Raw genomic sequence first — 20,218 nt, 5'->3', positions numbered from 1 at the left:
GCGGTGGTTGCAGGTGCGGTGGCTGCAGGTGACGGCGCTCGCGCCGTGCCGGGCGGCTGCCGGGCCGTGGTCCCGCCCCCGTCGCCCCGGCGGCGTTCGGGCACGGTGTCCACGCGGAGGGGGGAGCCGCCCGGGGCGGCTCCCCCCTCCGGCGGACCGGGTCACTCCGTGCGCAGGCCCTCTGGGCGCATCATGCGCCACAGCGGCGGCAGGCTGAGGAGGGTGACCAGCAGGACCACTCCCGCGCCGATGCCGGTCATCGCCGCCACCGCCGCCCAGTCGAAGCCGACCGGACGGTCGACCATGCGGAGCAGGACCGCGCCCAGTGCCAGGCCCGTGGTGCAGGCCAAGGCGAGGCCGAGTGCGATCGGCACGGCGGTCTGCCACAGCACCGACAGGCCCAGGGTGCGCCGGCGCGTGCCGAAGGCGACCAGGGAGGCGAGCAGTTTCCTGCGTTCGCGCAGTTGTTCCATCTGGGAGACGAACAGGCTCGCCCCGATCAGCAGCAGCACGGCGGCCGAGCCGATCATCAGGCCCCGTTCGACCGACGCGAACCGGTTGTTCACCTGGAACTCCGTCAGGGACATCGGCACCAGCATCACATGGGCCCGGGCCACCGCGTTGCGCACGTGCTCCCGGGCGTCCGGCACGGCGGGGTCCAGCGTGACGAAGGTGGTGGAGCGGACGCTCCTCAGCGCGCCGTCGGGCAGTGCGCCCGGGGTGACGACGAGGCCGCCGCGCCGCGCACCGGTGGGGTCCGGCCGGGAGGCGACCTGCTCGATCCGTGCCGGCAGGGTCCAGCCGACCGCCGGCGCGCCCGGGTCGCCTTCGCCGGGCGGGTCGATGTAGACCTTCCGACCCGGCTCGGGCGTCTCCTCGGGGTACTGGGGGTCGGGCGGCAGCAGGAAGACGTCTCCGTCGGCGCACGAGTCCAGCCGGGCGACCTCGCGCAGGGAAGCGCAGTCGCCGATCGTCACCGAGTAGAAGGCGACGGCGTCCCGGGGCTTGTCCCCCAGCGTGGTGCTGCCCAGCGTGGTGGCCCGCCTCACCCCCTGCGCCGAGCCGATCCGCTCGGTGAGGGCGGGCATGTCCGCGTACGGCACCTGGGAAGGCGCCAGCACCTGCATCTGCGCCCGGTCCAGATCGGCTCCGGTCCGCTTGGTGTAGCCGTCCTCGATGCCGGCGAACAACGACTGCAGGGCAATGGCCCCGGCCACGGCCACCGCGATCCCGTTGACCGGGCGCACCGCGATGCCGCTGCTCAGCTGGAGCCGCCGCACGGCCAGCTGCCAGGCCACCGGCCCGGCGCCGAGCCGGGTCACCGCGGCCTCCACCAGCCAGGGCAGCAGCGCGGTCACGCCGACCAGCAGCAGCACCACGCCACCGGTGACCTGCCACTGGTTGAAGTCCTCGTGGTCGCCCCGCCCGATCAGCGGGGCCAGCAGGGCCAGGCCCGCAAGCGGCATCAGCAGCCGCCACCACAGCCGGCGCCGCGCGGGCCTGGCCGTACGGACCACTCCCAGCGGCTCGATCACCACCGCGCGCATCGCGAGCAGGGTCACCGCGACCGAGGCCAGCGGCACCGCGATCACCACCAGGAGGGCCAGTGCCGGGCTGAGCGCGATGTCGGCCGGGTACATGCGCGTCTCCACCATCGGGAAGTCCGCGGCCACCTGCCGTCCCGCGAAGAACAGCACCAGGCCGACGAGGACACCGAGCAGCGCGCCGCCGAGCGCCTCGCCCGCCGCGATCCTGCGGGTCGCCGCCGTGTCCGCGCCGACCAGCCGGAGCGCGGCCAGCCGCCGGTCGCGGCGCTCGCCGCCGAAGCGGACGGCCGCGGCGATGAACACGGTCACCGGCAGCAGCAGGACCACGAAGACGACCAGGACGAGCAGCAGCAGTACGGGATCCCAGGGCTCGGCGGGCTGGGGGTCGCCGAAGTCCTCGATCCGCAGCACGAAGTCCTGGCCGCCCCGGAGCCCGTCGTAGCCGGCCCAGTAGGCCAGCTCGCCGGGGCCGAGCAGTCCCGCTTCGGCGATGGTGCCGACCTGCCGGTAGGGCAGGCGGGGCCGAAGCAGCCGTTCGCCCTCGGGAGTGTCGAGCAGGGCGGCGAGCGCGGGCGAGACCACCATCTCACCGGGCGCGGGGATCCTGGACAGGCCGGGCGGAACGGGCGGCTCGGACCCCTCGGGACGCACCAGCCGGCCGTAGACGTTCTTGTCCCGGTAGGTGCTGTCGGCCTGGGAGACGAGCAGGGTGCGGTCGGTGGCCTTCTCGGCGGTCACATAGGTGCTGCGGTCGTCCTCGCGCGCGCTGCGGGCGTCGATCGCGCCCGGCACGGCGGTGGTGAACAGCAGCAGCGCCACGCCGAGGCCGACGCCGACGGCGGTCAGGACCGTGCGGATCCAGCCCTCCCGGCCGCCCATGACGGAGAACCTGGCCCCCATCGCGATGTCCTCGGCCCAAGTGGTGCCGGGGGTGGGGCGGTCGCTCATACGGCGCGCTCCATGTCGCGGGAGCGTCCGTCGCGTACGACGATCTCGCGGTCGGAGTAGGCGGCCACCCGTGCCTCGTGGGTGACCAGGACGACGGCGGTGCCGGTGGAGCGGGCTGCTTCGGTGAGCAGTTCCATCACGCGTTCGCCGTTGAGGGAGTCCAGGGCGCCGGTGGGTTCGTCGGCGAAGAGCACGCGCGGGTCGGTGACCAGGGCGCGGGCGACGGCGACGCGCTGGCCCTGGCCGCCGGAGACCTCCCCGGGGCGCTTGGCGCGCACGTCGTCGACCTCCAGCCGCTCCAGCCAGCCCAGGGCGGCCCGCTCGGCCTGTTTGCGGGGGGTGCCGTTCAGGCGCAGCGGCAGGGCGACGTTCTCCACACAGGTCAGCTCCGGCACCAGCTGGCCGAACTGGAAGACGAAGCCGAACTGCGAGCGGCGCAGCGCGCTGCGCTCGGCGTCGCGCAGGGCCGACAGCTCGCGTCCGGCGTAGGTGATGGTGCCGGAGTCGGGGGTGACGATCCCGGCCAGGCAGTGCAGCAGCGTGGACTTGCCCGAGCCGGAGGGGCCCATCACGGCGACGACCTCACCGGGGTGGATGGAGAAGTCGGCGCCGTCCAGTGCGGTGGTCGGCCCGTAGGCCTTGCGCAGGTCGCGGGCGGCGAGCAGGGTGCCGGCGGGGGTCATGCGGTCACCGCCGTGCGCAGCTTGTCCAGGCGTGCGGCGGTCAGTTCCAGCCAGCGCAGGTCGGCCTCCAGGTGGAACAGGGCGTGGTCGCAGATGAGCTGGTCGGCCAGGTCGCCCTTGCGTTTGCGTTCGGTGAGCAGGCGCATGCCGCGCAGGTGCTCGGCGCGCTGGGTGTCGAGGATGTCGGCGGCGTCGCGGCGTGTGAGCAGCGCCAGGACGACCTTGGTGTACAGGGTCGACTGCAGGTACGGCTCGGGCTTTTCCGGTGTGGCCAGCCAGCGCTCGACGTCGGTGACGCCGGCCTCGGTGATGGCGTAGCGCTTGCGTTCGGGGCCGTCGCCGGCCTCGATGCCGTCGACCTCGACCAGGCCGTTGCGCAGCAGGCGGGACATCGTGGAGTAGACCTGGCCGTAGTGCAGCGGCCGGTCGTGACCGAACTTCTCGTCGAAGGCCCGCTTCAGGTCGTAACCGTGCCGCGGGCCGGACTCCAGGAGTCCCAGGAGAGTGTGACCGATGGACATGCCGAGGACTATACACACTAGGTATACGCCCCGCGTATACACGGGGCTCATAGCGGGTCGGGGTTCAGCGTCCGCAGGGTCCTTCGGGCCGGGGAGCGGCGCATCCGGTTCCCTCCCGGGCCGGGAGCGGTGCGGGGGGGGGCGGGTCCGTCGTTCCCGTCGCCGGACCGCCGGCCGGCACCGCCCCGGGCACCGTGCGCCTACGCCCCCTTGCTCCTCTCGAAGTGCAGGGAGATGGAGCGCAGGACGTCCGCCGCGGAGACGTCCGTGCGGCCCTCGTCGTGCACCTCGGCCAGCTGTACGAAGGCGAACGCGAGCGCCGAGGTGATCTGCACGATGGCCGGCCCCAGCTTCCCGGCGACGATGTCGGCGGCTTCGCGGGCGCTGGCGTCGGCGGGCAGCTGGATGTGGGGCAGCATCTCCTCCAGCAGCGTCGCGATCGCTCCGCTCTGTGTCACGTCGGCGCCTGGGTCCTCCCGAAGGCGGCGCCGCATCCCGAGCGCCTCGGTGAGGATGCCGACGGTCCGCTGCATGACCTCTCGTTGCTCCATGCGCAGAGCCTAGACGCCCCCGCGCCCGTCTTTCCGCCGCTGAGCGGGCACCGGACGGGGCACTCCCCCTGCGGCTGGCAGCCGGTCCGGCTCCCGGCGGGGACGACGAGGCCGCACGGCACCGCGCGCGGGTACCGCCGGCGCACACGGCGCCGGGCGAAGAGGAGGAAGATGAATCGCCGTGGTCCCGCCGGGGCCGTCCGGGTCGGGGAGCGGGGGGCCGGGAACACACGGCCGTCCCCGTCCCGGTGCACGATGGAGGCCTTCTCCCTGCTGACGGGTGCTCCTCGCGGGTGCGGCAGCCGAGGCCGCCGGACGAGCGGCCACACGTCCGGCAGACCTCGGCGCACTGCCGTCGCCCACCGCCGCCTGCCGTCCCCCGCTCCTCGCACCGAGCCGGCCCCGGGCCCGCCCCGCCGCCGGGCCGCCCCGGCGGAACGGCAGGCCCGGCAGGTCGCCGGCCACACCTCCACCGTGGCCGCCAGGAAGGTGCACGGCTCTCAGGAGGCCACTTGGTCGAGGAGCTGGGGCCCGTTGTTGCGGACGTTGTTGACGGCCGTGGAGACCGGACGGGCGTCCAGGCGGCCGTCGGCGGGCCGGCCGAGCAGTGCGCGCAGCTCGTCGGGGTCCTGGTGGTGGGGGTCGAGCCAGGCGTCGTAGTGGTCGGGGGTGAGCGCGAGCGGCATGCGCGGGTGGACGCGGCCGGCCGCGTCGGTGGCCTCGGTGGTGATGATGGTGCAGGTCATCAGCCAGGCGGCCGGGTCGTCGTCGTGCTCGACCTCGGGATCGCGCCAGTACTCGTACAGCCCGGCGAACGCCATCGCACGGCCGTCCTCCGGGTGGATGAAGTACGGCTGCTTGCGGGTCCTGCCCGTGGCGGGGTCCTCGGCCTGCTGCCACTCGTAGAAACCGTCGGCCGGCAGCAGGCAGCGGCGCTTGACGAAGGCGCGGCGGTAGGCGGGCTTCTCCCGCAGGGTCTCCACCCGCGCGTTGATCATCCGCGCGCCGGCCTTCACGTCCTTCGCCCACGAGGGCACCAGGCCCCAGCGCAGCGGCCGCAGTTCACGTTCGACCGGCCCGCTGTCCTGAGCGTCGCGCGGGGCGCGCTCCAGGACGGCCCACACGTTCTGGGTCGGCGCGACGTTCCAGTTCGGCGCGAGGGTCTCCTCGGCACGCCAGTCGGTGACGTGGAAGAGCCGCGCCAGGTCCTCGGGGCGTCGGGTGGATACGTATCGACCGCACATGGAACCACTCTCCCATCGCACGGCTGCCCCGGTCATGTCGGCGCTCCCCCGGCCCGCGACGGCAGGGCACGGCCCCGTACCCGCGCCCACGGGGCCGGTCCCCCGCTCCCGGCCCGGCGGGGCGGCCGGGCCGGGAGCGTGTGCGGTGCCGGTGCCGCACTCGTACCCTGAGGGGTGCTCGGGGCTACTGCGGAGGTCTGCCATGCCCCGGACCGTCTGGTCAGGTGCCGTCTCGTTCGGTCTCGTCACCGTGCCGGTCGACGTGTTCGACGCCACCGAGGACCACAGCATCCGTTTCCACCAGTACCACCTGCGGGACATGGGACGTGTGCGGGTGCGCAAGTACTGCGAGGTCGAGGACCGCGAGGTCGCGAACGAGGAGATCGGCAAGGGCTACGAGCTGACCAGGACGCAGATCGTCCCCCTCTCGGAGGAGGACCTGCGCGGCCTGCCGCTGCCCACGGCGAAAGCGATCGAGATCGAGGCGTTCGTGCCGCTGGAGTCCGTCGACCCGATCCGGATCGGGGAGGGCTACTACCTGCGGCCGGCCGGGCAGGTCGCGCACAAGCCGTACAAGCTGCTGGTGCAGGCCCTGTCCCGCTCGTCGAAGGTGGCGGTCGCGAAGTACGCGTGGAGCGGCCGGGAGCGGCTGGGGCTGCTGCGGGTGCGCGACGACGTGATCGTGCTGCACGCGATGCGCTGGCCCGACGAGATCCGCGACCCCTCCCGGCTGCTCCCGCCGCCGGTCGAGGTGAGCGAGGACGAGATCGAGGGCGCGCTCGCCCTCATGGAGACCATGACCCGCGACGGCCTCGAAGGCGACGAGTTCCGCGACGAGTACACCGAGGCCGTCGCCCGGATCATCGAGGCCAAGCGGGAGCGCCGTGAGCCGCCCGCCGCGCCGGAGCCGCAGACCCGGCCGGGCAGGGTCGTCGACCTGATGGCCGCGCTCCGGGAGTCCGTCGCCAGGGCCCGGGCCTCGCGCGGTGAGGACGCCGAGGTGCACCGGCTGCCGGAGAAGGAGACCGCGGCGCACGGGAAGGCACCGGCGAAGAGGGGCGCGGCCGGGAGGAGCGCGGAGAAGACGCCCGGCGGGAAAGCACCGCGCAGCGCCTGAGGGAGCCGCCGGGCCGCGTACGGGACCCACGGCGCGGGGGCGGGACCTCCGCCCCGGCTCGGGGGGTCACAAGGCGGAGGCCCCTGTAGATGTCTTCCGCGGCGGCCCCGCGTCCGGATGCATCTGGTGCGCTGTATCTCCGCGGCCGTGCGCCGACGGGTCACCGCGACGGCCGGGACGTCGCCCGGCGGGCCGGGGCGTCGAGGCCGTCCGCCCGATCCGCGACGAGATCAGGACCCTGGTCGATCAGGGCCCTGGTCCATCAGGACCCTGGTCCATCAGGGCCCTGGCCGAGGACCTGATCTCGCGGATCGCTCCGGCGGCGCCGCGGGACGGGGCGTGAGCGGGAGGCGCGAGGCGTCGCCGCGGGGTCCGGCTCCGCCGGGCGGACCGCCCCGGTGGACGCGGCTCCTCCGGGCCGGCGGGGCACCACCGCGCCAGGGAGTCCCGGCAGGCCGTCGCCTCCCGTCCCCGGAGACATCCCGCCTTCTGCGGCGGGAAGGGGCGGGCGCCGCCCGGCACGGCCTCCCGGCCCGGCGCACCGGCGGCGGACACGGCCGCGCGGCACGGCCGGTCACGGGCCGTCCGGGCTCCGGCCCGGACGGCGCCGCGGGGGTCCGGCGAGGATCAGGGGCTCGACGGCCGCGTACCGGTTCCGTTCGCGCCGCGCGCCGCGGCGGCCGCCCAGGACGGTGCCCAGCCAGCCGAAGGCGAAGCCCAGCGGCACCGACACCAGCGCGGTCGTCGTGAACGGGAACCAGGCGAAGTCGGCCTCCGGGAAGGCCGCGACCGGCGACCCGGAGACCAGCCGGGTGCCCGACATCAGGACCAGGACGGCGGCCGAACCGCCGGCCAGCGTGCACAGCAGGCCGGTGCGGCTGAAGCGCCGCCAGAAGAGCGAGTAGACCAGGGCGGGGGCGATGGCCGAGGCGCCCGTGCAGAACGAGAGCGTCGCCAGCGGCTGGAGGCTGCGGTGCTGGGCGAGGGCGGCCAGCAGGACCACCGGCACCCCGACGACCAGCGCGCAGAGCCGCGCGAGGGTCATCTCCCGCAGCGGTGGCATGCCCTTGCGGCGGGAGGCGGCGACGTCGTGCGCCAGCGAGTTCGCGCAGGCGAGCGTCATGCCGGCGACGGACGCGAGGAGGGTGAGGAAGATCGCCGCGGTGACCGTGCTGAACAGCAGGCTCTCGGTACGGGACACCTCCGGGCCGAACGCGGCCCGCGCGCCCAGCAGGTACGCCGTGCTGCCGCGCGGATCGGCGGCGGTGATCCCCGCCCGGCCCACGAGCGCCGTGGCGCCGATGCCGATGACGGTCATCACCAGCGTGAACAGGGCCACCGACGACACCGCCCAGGACATCGTGCGCCGGACCTGGCGGGCGCTGCCCGCGGTGTACATGCGCATGGTGACGTGCGGCAGGCAGGCGCCGCCCAGCACGATGGCGACCTGTGTGCTGATCATGTCCGGCCCGGGGTACGGCCCGTCCGCGAACTGCAGCCCGTACCGCAGGAACGCCTCGCCCGCCCCGCTGCGCCGCGCGGCCGCGTCGACCATCGCACCGGGGTGCCAGCCGAAGGCGTGCAGGACGAGCACGGCGACCACCAGCCCGGAGCCCAGGAGGAGCACCGTCTTGAGGATCTGGATCAGCGCGGTGCCCTTCATCCCGCCCAGGGCGGCGTAACCGATCATCAGGGTTCCCGCGCCGACGACACACCCCGTCTTCATGGCGCTGCCGGAGAAGCCCAGGACGAACGCCAGCAGCTGCCCCACGCCCGCCAGTTGCACGATCATCATCGGCACCAGCGACAGCACGGTCACCGCGCACGCGGTGACGCGCACGGCCCGCCCGGGCATGCGCCGGCCCAGCGCGTCGCCCACGGTGAACCGGCCGGTGTGGTGCAGGGGTTCGGCGAGCAGGAACATCAGCAGCAGCAGGGACAGCAGCGTGCTGAGGGCCAGTACGACGCCGTCGTAGCCGCACAGCGCGATGACGCCGCCGATGGTGAGCACGGTCGCGGCGGAGATGTAGTCGCCGGCGACGGCCAGGCCGTTGCGCAGCGGCGACAGGGAACGGTAGCCGGTGTAGAACTCCTCCAGGTCGTCGCGGCCGGGGCCGGTCACCACGCACAGCAGCAGCGTGACGGTGACGACGCTGCAGAAGGCGACGAGGGACCAGGACTGCGCGGAGCCGCCGAGGTCCGTCATCCCCGCGGCTCCCCGTCACCGTCGGCCGCACGCGCGTACCGGCCGACCGTGCGGGCCAGGGGATCGACGTACCGGCGCGCCGTGCACTCGAACAGGACCACGGCCAGCCAGGTGACGGGGATCTGCGCCAGGGCGAGCAGCAGACCGGTGGGAAGACCGCCGGGGGCGGGGCGGGCCATGAGGGAAGGGGCCTGGACCGTGAGCGTGAGGAAGACGGCGAAGTACCCGAGGGCGGCGAGCGTGGCCACCCGCCGCTGCCACCGGCAGGCGCGCCGCAGGACGCGCAGCGCGCGGTGGTGCCCGGACCACGTACGCGGACGGGCCCCGCCGCCCGGGCGTCCACCGGCCGGCGGACCCGGCACCGGCGGGAGCGGGACGGGGGCGGGGACCCGTCCGCCGGGTCGTCGGACCGGGGGTGACTCCGAGCTGTCGTGGGACATCCCAAATCTCCTAGCGGGGCGGGGACCCGGCGGTCACGGACCGCAGGCAGGTGGGGGGTTCGGGTCATCGCACGCTATGCGGGCCCCTGGCCACGCGGAGGGTTTTCCGTGGGACTTCCCGGCCGGGGACCGGTCCGCCGTGGACCTCGGGCGGTGCCGCTGGTGCCGCTGTGCCCACGGTGACGGAGGGGGTTCCCGCGTCCCGCTGCGCGGGGCACCGCTCCCCCGTGTGTCGTACGTCCGTCCGAGGTGCCGTCCGCCGCTCAGCGGAGGTCGATCAACCGGTGCAGCGGAGTGCCGTACGCCCAACGCCTCAGCAGGGCGCCGTCCATCAGACGGGTGCCGTCCCTGGTGCGCGCCCACTGCCGGTCCCGGTGGCTGAAGGTGCCGCGGTGCACGATCAGCCGCAGCGGCGGCCCGGCCCCCGCCCGGCGCGCCGGGGGAAGCGGCGGGTCCTCGTCCGGCAGCGGCTCGGCGACCGGACGGAACACCACCTCCAGCCGGTGCCCGTGGCCGTGGCGCGCCCGCACCCGCGGCCGGACACCGCCGCCGGCCTCCCGCCGCACGGTCCAGCCGTCCCGGCGCAGCATGCGGCACACGGCCAGCGCCAGGCCGTCGACGTCCAGCTCGGCGAGCTCCTGCGGCGTGTAGTACCCGAGGCGCCGCCGGACCAGGGGCCGGCGGCGCCCGGCCACCACCGGCACGACGACGGCCACGAGGGCCAGCACGGCCAGCGGCACGCCCACGCCGAGGGCGCGGTAGGCCACCGCGAGGCCGGCGACCGCCGCGCACGCCACGAGGACCACCCCGGCCAGCGCGGGCAGCACCTCGCGCAGTTCGGGCCCGTACCGTCCCTGGGCCCGCAGCAGACGCACCACCTGCCGCCGGGCGCTCCTCGGCTCCCGCCGTCCGGTTCCCAGGCGCCACCGTGTCACCGGGCCAGCTCCCCCCACCCCTCGCTGCGCGGGCGCGTGGACGAGACATACCCGTGAAGGGCGGATCCTCTTCGAGGAGGGCGACTTCCGGCCAGGTTTTCGGCCGAAGTGCACTCCGCACCGGGGCGGCCGGGGCGGTCCTCACGGCGCGCGGGAGCGGCGGTGTCACACGCCCTTGCGCAGGGCGCGCGTGACCGCCTCGCCCACCTCGGGCGTCAGCGGGCCGGGACATTCCAGGCCGAGCGAGGCCGCCAGGTCCCTGCCGTGCACGTCGGCGGTCGCCTCGACGAGGTCGGCGAGCCGCGCGGTGCGCTCCCGGCCGAGCCACCAGGCGGTCGCGGCGGAGGACACCGCGATGAGCGCGGCGGGCCACCACCACAGGGCGAGCGGCAGGTACAGGGCGCCCCAGCCGGCCAGCCGGGCGCAGGAGGCCAGGTCGGCGCGGGCGGAGGCGAGCCGGCCGCGCGTCTCCTCCGGCACGACCAGCCACAGCCGCGGCCAGGCGGAGGCGAGGTCGAGGTCGTACCGGTCGCGGACCCTGGTGGCGGCGGCCAGCATCCTGTCGCCCATCCAGGTGGGCCGGCGCGGCTCGGCGAGCGCGATGCGGTTGCGGGCCGCGTTGAGCGCCTCGGTGTCCGGCTCGGGGACCGGGGCGGCGCCCGGCCCGCCCGCGCCGCCGGGCGGCTGCTGCGGGTACAGGCGCCCCCGTGCCTTCTCCCGGAGCGCCGCGCGGTGGCGGTGCGCGGCGGCGCTCCAGCGGCGGTGGCGCCACGCGGTCAGCGCGTGGCCCGGCCGCCCCGCCCGCGGGCCCCAGGAGCCCATCCAGCACCACTCGGTGACGCGGCCGAGTGCCTGGGCGAGCAGTCCGGTCCCGGCCGAGACGGTGAGCACGGCCGCCGCCGCCAGGAGGATCGATCCGGCGCTGTGCGAGGCCGGGGAGGCGGCGGCCCGGTCGATCCGGTCCTGGAGCAGGGTGACGTCGTGCCACCGGCCGTGGTCCAGGACCCCGACGGCGGCGGTGGCCACGGCGACGTACAGCAGACCGGGCAGCAGCAGAAGGGTGATCCAGCGGTCCGCGAGTTTGGTGCCGAGCGCGGTGAGGAAGGCGGTCATCGGTCCAGCCGGACCCTGGGCATACGGGCGTTCCACACCTGGCAGAGCGGGTCACCGCCGGGATCGGCCGCGGCGTCGTCCACACGGGCGCACAGGGATCGCGGGCACACGCAGACCTCCTCGATCGCCCGGCCGTCGCCCAGGCCGGGCAGGGCGTCCGGGCGGGGGCCGCGGTGCGTGGACCAGCCGGCCACCCCCGCCCGCCGGACGTGCTCCTCCAGCTCGTCCAGCGCGCTGTGGACCGCCGCCACCCGGGCTGGCTCGGCGGTCAGTTCACGGGCCGTCGCGAGGACCCGGTCGACGGCGCCGCGGGGCACCAGCGCGAGGAGGTCGTCGAGATCGGCGCAGACGCGCGCGAGGCGCGCACGCACCGTGGTGTACGCGGTGTCCGGTCCGGTCACCGTATTCCCCCGTGAGAATCCGCCGACGACAATAACGCCCATGAGGATACGGCCATGACGAGACGTGAGGACCCGCTGACGGCCGGGCTGTTACGGGCGTCGGAGGCGCTGGGGCGCTTCCACGCCGCCGGTGATCCCGACGCGCTGGACCTCGCCGTCCGGCTGCTGACCGCGGTCACGTCCGCCGCGCCCGACGGCCACCCCGCCCTGGCCGAGGCGCTCGGCGTGCTGGGCACCGCGTACACCCTGCGGTACGAGACGGACCGGCGGCTCGGCACGCTGGACCTGGCGCTGGCCGCCTTCCACCGCGGTCTGCGCGTCGCCCCGCCCGGAACGCCGCACCACGGGACCCATCTGGCCTGCATCGGCTCGGCCCTGTCCGCGCGCTACGCCCACACGGGGGATCCCGCGGTGCTGCGCGAGTCCCTCACCTGGCTGGAGCGCGCGGCGCGGACGCTGCCCGCCGACGACCCCAACGCGATCGGTGTGCTCAACACCCTCGGCAACGACCTGCAGGAGTGGGCACAGCACCAGGAGCACCCGGCCGGGGCGCTCTCCACCGCGGTGGAGCATCTGCGCCGGGCGGCCGGGCTCGCCTCGCACGGCGACCACCCGGGCCGGCTGCCGGTCCTGAACAACCTGAGCGTCGCCCTGCACCGGCTGTACCGCGCCCGGGGCGGCCGGGCGCTGCTGGACGAGGCCATCACGGTCCAGCGCCAGGTCGTCGCCCTCACCCCGGCCGGCTCGCCGGTGCGCGCCGGCCGGCTGTGGAACCTGGCCGCCCGGCTGCGCCTGCGGTACGAACGCGAGGGCCGGGCGGAGGACCTGGAGGAGATGCTCGGTGTCCTGCGGGTCGCCCTGGCCGCGGACCCCGGCGATCCCGACGTCCAGGACGCCCTCGGCGCGGCGCTGCTGGAGCGCTACGAGGCGTCCGGCCGGGAGGAGGACCTGGAGGCGGCGATCGCCGCGCACCGCCGTGCCGTCGCGCAGCCGGACGCCGGGGAGCGTGTCCGGCACCTGCTCAACCTGGGCAAGGCGCTGCACCGCAAGGCACTGCGACGGCAGGACGCCGAGGCGCTGGAGGAGGCCATGGCCTGCTACCGCGACGGCCTGGCGGCCGGCACCGCGGACCTCTCCCTGCAGGGCGCCTGCTGGCACAACCTGGGCCTGGCCCACCTGGCGGGCCTGGCCTCGGGGTGGCTGCGCGAACTGCGCCTCGCGGACCTGGAGGAAGGCGTGGCGTGCGCGCGCCGGGCGGTCGCGGCCGACCCGCACCGTCCCGAGTTCCTGGTCGGGCTCGGCGAGGCCCTGTCCTTCGTGGGAGGCGCGGGCAACGACGTCGCCATGGTCCGGGAAGCGGTCACCCACTTCCGCCGGGCCGTCGACCTCACCGCCGCGGACGATCCCCGGGGCGACAGCCGGCGCGTTCTGCTGGCGCAGGCCCTCGGGAGCCTGTACAGGCTGGACGACCGCCCCGAGACGCTGGACGAGGCCATCGCCCACTGCCGCCGCCCGGCCTCGCCGAGCGGGCACCTGGTCCTGGGGGACCTCCTGCTCCGGCGCTACGGACGGGACCACGGCGACGACCTCACCGACCTCGACCAGTCGCTCGTCCACTGCCGTGCCGCCGTCGACGCCGACCCCCGGCCCTACGCCCTGGACCGCCTCGCCCAGGCGCTGATGCTGCGTTACCGCAAGACGCTCGATCCCTCGGTGGTCCCGGAGTTCGCCGCCGTCGCCCGCCGGGCCGCAAAGGCGGCGCGGACGGAGCCGTGGAACACCGAGGGCCTGCTGTCGGCGGCGATCCGGCTCGGCACGGCGCACGCGGCGACGGGCGACTGGCAGGAGGCGGGGCGGGTCCTCGAGCACGCCGTGGAGGTGCTACTGCCCAGGCTGACACCGCGTTACGCCGCGCCGGGCAGCACCCTGCGCACGCTGGGCCGGTACGCGTCGCTGGCCCCGGCCGCGGCCGGCATCGCCGCGGGGTTCGGGCGCGCCGAGCGCGCCGTCGAACTGCTGGAACAGGGACGGGGCGTGCTGCTCGGGCAGTTGCTCGACGTCCGTGACGACGTGGAGGCCCTGCGGGCGCACGACGCGGGGCTGGCCGAGGAGTTCCTCGAGCTGCGCGAGCGCATGGCCGCGAGCGAGGCGGAGGCGGCGGCCCGGCACGCGACGCTGCCCGGGTGGCTCCGGCGCGCCGACGGGCCGATGGCGTACGCGCCCGAGGCGGCCGAGGAGTTCGACGCGTGGGTCGCGCGGATCCGCTCCCTGCCCGGGCTGGACCGCTTCCTGCTTCCCCCGACCGCGGGAGAGCTGCGCGGGCACGCCGCCGAAGGGCCCGTCGTCATGCTCTACACCTCGGAGCTGGGAGAGGCCGCGGCCCTGATCGTCACGTCCGAACGGGTCAGGGCCGTGGGGCTGGGGCTGAACATGAACGACGTCACCGTCCACGCCCTGGTCTTCCGCGGCCTCACCCACCTGATGTCCCACGGGTCCGTCGCCCTGCGCACCCTGCGGGAGCTCCAGCGCAAGGCCGACGAGGAGCTGCAGTGGCTGTGGGACCGGGTGACCGGTCCGGTCCTGGAGCGGCTCGGCCTCACGGCGGTCCCGGCGCCCGGGGCCGGCCGGCCGCGCGTCTGGTGGATCCCGGTCGGCGTGTTCGCCCTGCTTCCGCTGCACGCCGCGGGACACCACGCGGAGCCCGACGGCCCGCGTCGGCGCACCGTCATGGACCGGGTCGTCTCGTCGTACACGCCGACGATCCGGGCCCTGGACCACGCCCGGCGTCAGGAGGCGCGGCGCGCGGACCGCGAGGTGCGGGCCCTGGTGGTGTCCGCGCCGCGGGTGCCGGGCGCCGCGGAGCTGCCGGAGGCGGAGCGGGAGGCCGCCGCGGTGGCGCGGAGGTTCCCGGGCGCCGGCGTCCTCGCCGGTGACCGGGCCGACCGGGACGCGGTGCTGCGGGAGCTGGGGCGGGCCTCCCACGTGCACTTCGCGTGCCACGGGCTGACCGACGCCGCCGACCCGTCGCGCAGCCGGCTGCTGGTGCACGGCCACCAGGACCGGCCCCTGACGGTCGCGGACCTGTCCCGGCTGCGCGGCACCCGTACGGTCCCGGCGGAGCTGGCCTACCTCTCGGCGTGCGAGACGACGCGCACGCCGCGGGTCCCCGACGAGTCGGTGCACATCACCGCCGCCCTCCAGGTCGCCGGATACCCCCATGTGATCGGGACGCTGTGGAACGTGGAGGACCGGGTCGCGGCGGACCTCGCCGAGGAGTTCTACGCCCGTCTGCCGGCGGACGGCGGGCCGGGCCTGCCGCCGGCGGCCGCGCTGCACGCGGCCGTCAGGACGCTTCGGGACCGGTACCCGCACGCTCCCCTGCTGTGGGCCGCGCACATCCACGCCGGGGCGTGACGGGCCGGCCGCCCCGCCCGCGCTCCGGGCGGCACCGGCCCGGCGGCCGTGGAACACCGGCGCCGGTACCCGGGTCGGGACGCCGGCCTGCCCGCCGGTCCGGCGCGCGGGCGGGGCGCGGGCGGCGCCGGCGTGCCGCGCCGGCGTGCCGCGCCGGGACGGTGTGCTCGGAGCCGGCCGTCCGCTTTCCGCTGCGGGCCGCGAACCGGTCTCGGTCCCCGCCGTCGCCCGAGGCGTGCGGCCGTCTCGCACGCCCCGGTGCGGTCCTCGGGCACGGCCTGCACGGGGGGGTCGACGCGGTGCGGTGCCCCCTCGGCCGACGGGTGCGGGCGAACGGGCGGGCCGGCCCGGGAGCCGGCCGCGTCCGCCCGGCCGACCGGGCCGGCGGCCTTGTGCCCACCCGTGGCGGTGAGTCCGCCCACCCGTGACGGTGAGTCCACCCACCCGTGACGGTGAGTCCACCCGTCCGTGGCGGTGAGTCCACCCGTCCGTGGCGGTGAGTCCGCTTGTACGGGGTACAAGGCCGCCAACAGCGCTTTCGCTCCACTGTGAGGAACCGAGAATGACCGACGACGCCTACCTGGTCCTGATGGACAGCGAAACCGCGGTGCTGGGTGTGCCCCCGGCGGCCGTGGGCGAACTGGCGTGCATGGAGACGCCGGCCGTCCAGGCCTGGCTCGCCGCGCAGGACGTGACGGCGACCTCTCCGCGGCTGCGCCTGCTGCCGCCCGAGGAGACGCCGGCGATCCCGGAGGACGCCGAGCGCCTGCCCGTTCCCCTCGGCGACGAGGAACTGAGCCGGGTACGCAACCGGACGGCGCCCCCGAGCATCGCCGAGATGGAGGAGCAACTGCTGGCCTACCGCTCCTGTGCGGACGGCCGGGACGCCCTGCTCACGCGCGCGCTCGCCGCCGGTGTGCCGGCGCACCGCATCGCGGAGCTCACCGGTGAGGACCTGGCCGTCGTGAAGGCGGCCGAGGGCTGAGCGGGTGCCGCGCTCCGCGCTCCGCACGGTGACCCGCCCCGCTTCCCTCCGGCCGGTCACCAGCCGGTGACGCGCTCCCAGTGGTCCTGGATCACCGGGGCCGTGCGGGGGGCGGCACGGGGGGCGCGGGCGCCGTCGACGACGTGGTAGCCGCGGTGCTGGGCCGCGGTGGCGCACGCGTGGTTGGGCAGGACGCGCAGCCGGGTGCCGACGGGCAGGTCGGGCAGGCCGGCGCCGTCGCGGGCGGTGAGGGTGCCGTGCTCCTGGCTCGCGGCCGTCATCACCAGCCCCGGGATGAGCTCGCCGTCCAGGTCGGTGACCAGGCCGTAGCCCTGGTCCTGGGCCTGGACGGCGGTGCCGCGGTCGCGGGACAGGGCCATCCAGCCGCCGTCGGTGACGATCCACCCGTGCTCGGGGCGGTGGCCGATGACGGTGACGACGACCGACAGGGCGAGGTCCTCGACCCGGCAGACGCCGAGGCCGGCCATCACCAGGTCAAAGAAGACGTAGTTCCCGGCGCGCAGTTCGGTGACCCCGGTGAGGTCCTCGGCGGCGTGGGCGGTGGGGGTGGAGCCCACGCTGACGGTGTGCGCGGGCAGGCCGGCCGCGCGCAGCCGTCCGGCCGCGGTGACGGCGGCGTCGCGCTCGTTCTCCGCCGCCAGGCGCCGCTCCTGCGCGGAGTAGGCGAAGTAGGACTCGCCGGCGTGGGTCAGCACGCCGTCCAGGCAGCCCGCGTCGTGCAGGACGCGGCCGATCCCGGTGAGCGCGGGGGCGTCGGGCCTGATGCCCCCGCGGTGGCCGTCGCAGTCGATCTCGATCTGGGTGGGAAGGGGGAGGCCGGCCCGGCGGGAGGCCTCCGCGACGGAAGCCGCCTGCTCGGCGCTGTCCAGCAGGAGGCGCACGGTGACGCCGCGGCGCAGCAGCGCGATGACGCGCGGGAGCTTGTGGGGGTCGATGCCGACGGCGTAGGTGATGTCGGTGTAGCCGCCGTCGGCGAACGCCTCGGCCTCGGCGAGCGTGGAGACGGTGACGGGGCAGGGCGGCGCGCCGTCGTGCAGGAGGGCGGCGACGTCCAGGCTCTTGGCCGTCTTGACGTGGGGGCGCAGGGTGACGCCGAGCCGGTCGGCCCTGGCCCGCAGGCGTTCGATGTTGCGCCGCGTCCGGTGGAGGTCGACGACGGCGAACGGGGTGTCCGGGTCGGCCAGGGTCCGGGTGCGGGGCGTGGGGGCGGCGGCCGGCGGGGCGGCGCTGTCGGGGGTGTTCACAGGGGGATGTCCGTCTTCCTGGGAGGGGCCGGGCCCGGGTGCGGGTCCTGCGGGCCGGTTCCGGAGCTGTCGAAGGCCGTGCTGTCGCTGTCGGCGGTGCGTCCCGCGGCGCGTCCGGCGAGGGCTCGCCGAGCGGGGTGGGAGGGCCGGCGCGGGGCCCGGTGGTGGTTCCCCTCCTGACGGTCCGGCGCCATCGGCGGGGCGCCGCCGGTGCCCCGGGCCTCCGTCGCACCGGGCACGTGGGGGCGCCGGCCGCCTCCGGCGCCCACGGTTCCCGTGCCCGGGTGGTACGTGCCCGCGGACCGTACGGCGTGCTCGTCGCCGGGACCACCGGCCTGCCGCCGGCCCGCCCGGACCGCGGGCCGGCCGGTCGCGGACCGCGGGTGGGCGGGAGGGGTCCGAACGGGCCGGGGACTCGTCCCACGGTGTCCGCGTGGGTCCCGCTCAGGCACCGACGTAGGCCGCGAGGTGCTCGCCGGTGAGGGTGGAGCGGGCGGCGACGAGGTCGGCGGGCGTGCCCTCGAAGACGATCCGGCCGCCGTCGTGTCCGGCGCCGGGGCCGAGATCGACGATCCAGTCGGCGTGTGCCATGACGGCCTGGTGGTGCTCGACGACGATGACCGACCTGCCGGAGTCGACGAGCCGGTCGAGCAGGCCGAGCAACTGCTCGACGTCGGCGAGATGCAGGCCGGCGGTTGGCTCGTCGAGCACGTAGACCAGCCGGTCGCCGCCCTTCCCGGTCATGTGCGTGGCCAGTTTGAGCCGCTGCCGCTCGCCGCCGGACAGCGTGGTGAGCGGCTGGCCGAGGGTGAGGTAGCCGAGCCCGACGTCGGCGAGCCGGCCGAGGATGCGGTGCGCGGCCGGCGTGTGCGCCTCGCCGGCGCCGAAGAACTCCTCGGCCTCGGTCACCGACATCGCCAGCACCTCACTGATGTCGCGCCCGCCGAGGCGGTGGTCCAGCACCGATGCCTCGAACCGCTTCCCCTGGCAGTCCTCACAGGTGGTGGCGACGCCGGCCATCATCGCCAGGTCGGTGTAGATGACGCCGGCGCCCTTGCAGGTGGGGCAGGCGCCCTCGGAGTTGGCGCTGAACAGCGACGGCTTCACGCCGCCCGCCTTCGCGAACGCCTTGCGGATCGGGTCGAGCAGTCCGGTGTACGTCGCCGGGTTGCTGCGCCGTGAGCCGCGGATCGCGCCCTGGTCGATCGACACCACGTCCGCGCCGGCGGGCAGCGACCCGTGCACGAGCGAGCTCTTGCCGGACCCGGCGACGCCGGTGACGACGACGAGCACCCCGAGCGGGATGTCGACGTCCACGTCGCGCAGGTTGTTCGTCCTGGCGCCGCGGATCTCCAGCGTGCCGGTGGGCTTGCGCACCGTCTCCTTGAGGGCGGCCCGGTCCCCGAGATGGCGGCCGGTGACGGTGCCGCTGGTCCGCAGCCCCTCGACGGTGCCCTCGAAGCAGACGGTGCCGCCCGCCGCGCCGGCGCCGGGCCCGAGGTCGACGACGTGGTCGGCGATCGCGATCGTCTCCGGCTTGTGCTCCACGACGAGCACCGTGTTGCCCTTGTCCCGCAGCCGCAGCAGCAGGTCGTTCATCCGCTGGACGTCGTGGGGGTGCAGGCCGGTGGTGGGCTCGTCGAAGACGTAGGTGGTGTCGGTGAGCGAGGAGCCAAGGTGGCGGATCATCTTGACGCGCTGCGCCTCGCCGCCCGACAGCGTGCCCGACGGCCTCTCCAGCGACAGGTAGCCGAGGCCGATCTCCACGAACGAGTCGAGGGTGTGCTGCAGCGCGGTGAGCAGCGGCGCCACCGACGGCTCGTCCAGTCCCCGGACCCACTTGGCCAGGTCGCTGATCTGCATCGCGCAGGCGTCGGCGATGCTCAGGCCCTTGATCTTCGACGACCGGGCCGCCTCGCTGAGCCGGGTGCCCTCGCACTCGGGGCAGGTGGTGAACGTCATCGCCCGCTCCACGAAGGCGCGGACGTGCGGCTGCAGCGCGTCGACCTCCTTGGACAGGAACGACTTGCGGATCTTCGGGATCAGGCCCTCGTACGTCAGGTTGATCCCGTCGATCCTGATCTTGGTCGGCTCCTTGTGGAGCAGGTCGTGCAGCTCCTTGTCGGTGTATTCGCGGATCGGCTTGCCCGGGTCGAAGAAGCCGCAGCCGCGGAAGATGCGGCCGTACCAGCCGTCCATGCTGTAGCCGGGGACGGTGAGCGCGCCCTCGTCGAGCGACTTGCTGTCGTCGTACAGCTGGGACAGGTCGATGTCGGAGACCGAGCCGCGGCCTTCGCAGCGTGTGCACATGCCGCCGGTGCGGGTGTAGGTCGCCTTCACCGCCTTCTTGGCACCGCGCTCGACGGTGATCGCGCCGCTCGCCCGGACCGAGGGGACGTTGAAGGCGTAGGCGCTGGGCGGACCGATGTGCGGCTCGCCGAGCCGGCTGAAGAGGATGCGCAGCATCGCGTTGGCGTCGGTGGCGGTGCCGACCGTGGAGCGGGGGTCGGTCCCCATCCGCTGCTGGTCGACGACGATCGCGGTCGTGAGTCCTTCGAGGACGTCGACCTCGGGCCGCGCCAGGGTCGGCATGAAGCCCTGTACGAAGGCGCTGTAGGTCTCGTTGATCAGCCGCTGCGACTCCGCGGCGATCGTGTCGAACACCAGTGAGCTCTTGCCCGAGCCGGAGACGCCGGTGAACACCGTCAGCCGGCGCTTCGGGATCTCGATGCTGACGTCCTTGAGGTTGTTCTCGCGGGCGCCGTGCACGCGGATCAGGTCGTGGCTGTCGGCGACGTGCGGGGCGGGCGGCCTCGTGTCCGTCCTCGGGGCCGGGCTCATCGTCTCT

Annotated in this window: 15 protein-coding genes; 3 read left to right on the top strand and 12 right to left on the bottom strand. The window is 75.2% G+C overall.

Annotated elements, in window-relative coordinates; genetic code table 11:
* Positions 1–161: 161 nt before the first annotated feature.
* The 5 genes from AB0L29_RS01685 to AB0L29_RS01665 all read right to left on the bottom strand — a co-directional run bounded on the left by AB0L29_RS01685 (position 162) and on the right by AB0L29_RS01665 (position 5,494).
* A complete protein-coding gene (locus tag AB0L29_RS01685) occupies positions 162–2,495 on the bottom strand; it encodes an FtsX-like permease family protein (protein ID WP_365822192.1) in 2,334 nt (777 codons plus the stop codon).
* On the bottom strand, positions 2,492–3,178 hold the full coding sequence (locus AB0L29_RS01680; RefSeq protein WP_365822190.1) for an ABC transporter ATP-binding protein: 687 nt from the start codon (positions 3,176–3,178) through the stop codon (positions 2,492–2,494). Before AB0L29_RS01680 ends, AB0L29_RS01685 begins: the two co-directional genes overlap by 4 nt.
* Entirely contained in the window at positions 3,175–3,699 is a 525-nt protein-coding gene (locus AB0L29_RS01675; RefSeq protein WP_365822188.1) for a PadR family transcriptional regulator, read from the bottom strand. Before AB0L29_RS01675 ends, AB0L29_RS01680 begins: the two co-directional genes overlap by 4 nt.
* A gap of 200 nt (positions 3,700–3,899) precedes the next feature.
* Positions 3,900–4,250, bottom strand: coding sequence for a hypothetical protein (locus AB0L29_RS01670; protein ID WP_365822186.1), 351 nt, complete (start codon positions 4,248–4,250; stop codon positions 3,900–3,902).
* 500 nt (positions 4,251–4,750) lie between these two features.
* The gene (locus AB0L29_RS01665) at positions 4,751–5,494 is read right to left on the bottom strand and encodes an SOS response-associated peptidase (protein WP_365822184.1); all 744 of its coding nucleotides are present in this window, start codon (positions 5,492–5,494) and stop codon (positions 4,751–4,753) included.
* Between the two features lie 202 nt (positions 5,495–5,696).
* Between AB0L29_RS01665 and AB0L29_RS01660 the strand changes: the two genes are divergently transcribed.
* Positions 5,697–6,611, top strand: coding sequence for a Ku protein (locus AB0L29_RS01660; RefSeq protein WP_365822182.1), 915 nt, complete (start codon positions 5,697–5,699; stop codon positions 6,609–6,611).
* Positions 6,612–7,185: 574 nt separating this feature from the next.
* Here AB0L29_RS01660 and AB0L29_RS01655 read toward each other — a convergent pair.
* From AB0L29_RS01655 to AB0L29_RS01635, 5 genes are all read right to left on the bottom strand, one after another.
* A complete protein-coding gene (locus AB0L29_RS01655) occupies positions 7,186–8,817 on the bottom strand; it encodes a cation acetate symporter (protein ID WP_365822180.1) in 1,632 nt (543 codons plus the stop codon).
* On the bottom strand, positions 8,814–9,257 hold the full coding sequence (locus tag AB0L29_RS01650) for a DUF485 domain-containing protein (RefSeq protein ID WP_365822179.1): 444 nt from the start codon (positions 9,255–9,257) through the stop codon (positions 8,814–8,816). Before AB0L29_RS01650 ends, AB0L29_RS01655 begins: the two co-directional genes overlap by 4 nt.
* A gap of 263 nt (positions 9,258–9,520) precedes the next feature.
* Positions 9,521–10,135 (bottom strand): hypothetical protein, encoded by a 615-nt coding sequence (locus AB0L29_RS01645; RefSeq protein WP_365822177.1) that lies wholly within the window; start codon positions 10,133–10,135, stop codon positions 9,521–9,523.
* Between the two features lie 222 nt (positions 10,136–10,357).
* Positions 10,358–11,305 carry a hypothetical protein gene (locus AB0L29_RS01640; protein WP_365822175.1) on the bottom strand — a complete coding sequence of 316 codons (948 nt, stop codon included), beginning with the start codon at positions 11,303–11,305 and terminating at the stop codon, positions 10,358–10,360.
* On the bottom strand, positions 11,302–11,706 hold the full coding sequence (locus AB0L29_RS01635; RefSeq protein ID WP_365822173.1) for a hypothetical protein: 405 nt from the start codon (positions 11,704–11,706) through the stop codon (positions 11,302–11,304). Before AB0L29_RS01635 ends, AB0L29_RS01640 begins: the two co-directional genes overlap by 4 nt.
* Positions 11,707–11,760: 54 nt before the next feature.
* Here AB0L29_RS01635 and AB0L29_RS01630 point away from each other — a divergent pair, with 54 nt between their 5' ends.
* Complete coding sequence (locus tag AB0L29_RS01630) at positions 11,761–15,120, top strand: CHAT domain-containing protein (protein WP_365822171.1); 3,360 nt, start codon at positions 11,761–11,763, stop codon at positions 15,118–15,120.
* Positions 15,121–15,682: 562 nt separating this feature from the next.
* Positions 15,683–16,105: a DUF6003 family protein gene (locus AB0L29_RS01625; RefSeq protein ID WP_365822169.1), complete on the top strand. Its 423-nt coding sequence runs from the start codon at positions 15,683–15,685 to the stop codon at positions 16,103–16,105.
* Positions 16,106–16,161: 56 nt separating this feature from the next.
* On the opposite strand, the gene AB0L29_RS01620 is transcribed toward AB0L29_RS01625, so the two are convergent.
* Positions 16,162–17,370 (bottom strand): DSD1 family PLP-dependent enzyme, encoded by a 1,209-nt coding sequence (locus AB0L29_RS01620; RefSeq protein WP_365822167.1) that lies wholly within the window; start codon positions 17,368–17,370, stop codon positions 16,162–16,164.
* 444 nt (positions 17,371–17,814) lie between these two features.
* Positions 17,815–20,211 (bottom strand): excinuclease ABC subunit UvrA, encoded by a 2,397-nt coding sequence (locus AB0L29_RS01615; RefSeq protein ID WP_365822166.1) that lies wholly within the window; start codon positions 20,209–20,211, stop codon positions 17,815–17,817.
* Positions 20,212–20,218 lie beyond the last annotated feature (7 nt).

The organism is Streptomyces sp. NPDC052701 (genome assembly GCF_040678355.1).
Lineage (GTDB): Bacteria > Actinomycetota > Actinomycetes > Streptomycetales > Streptomycetaceae > Streptomyces.
This window is presented reverse-complemented; position numbering and strand designations above follow the sequence as displayed.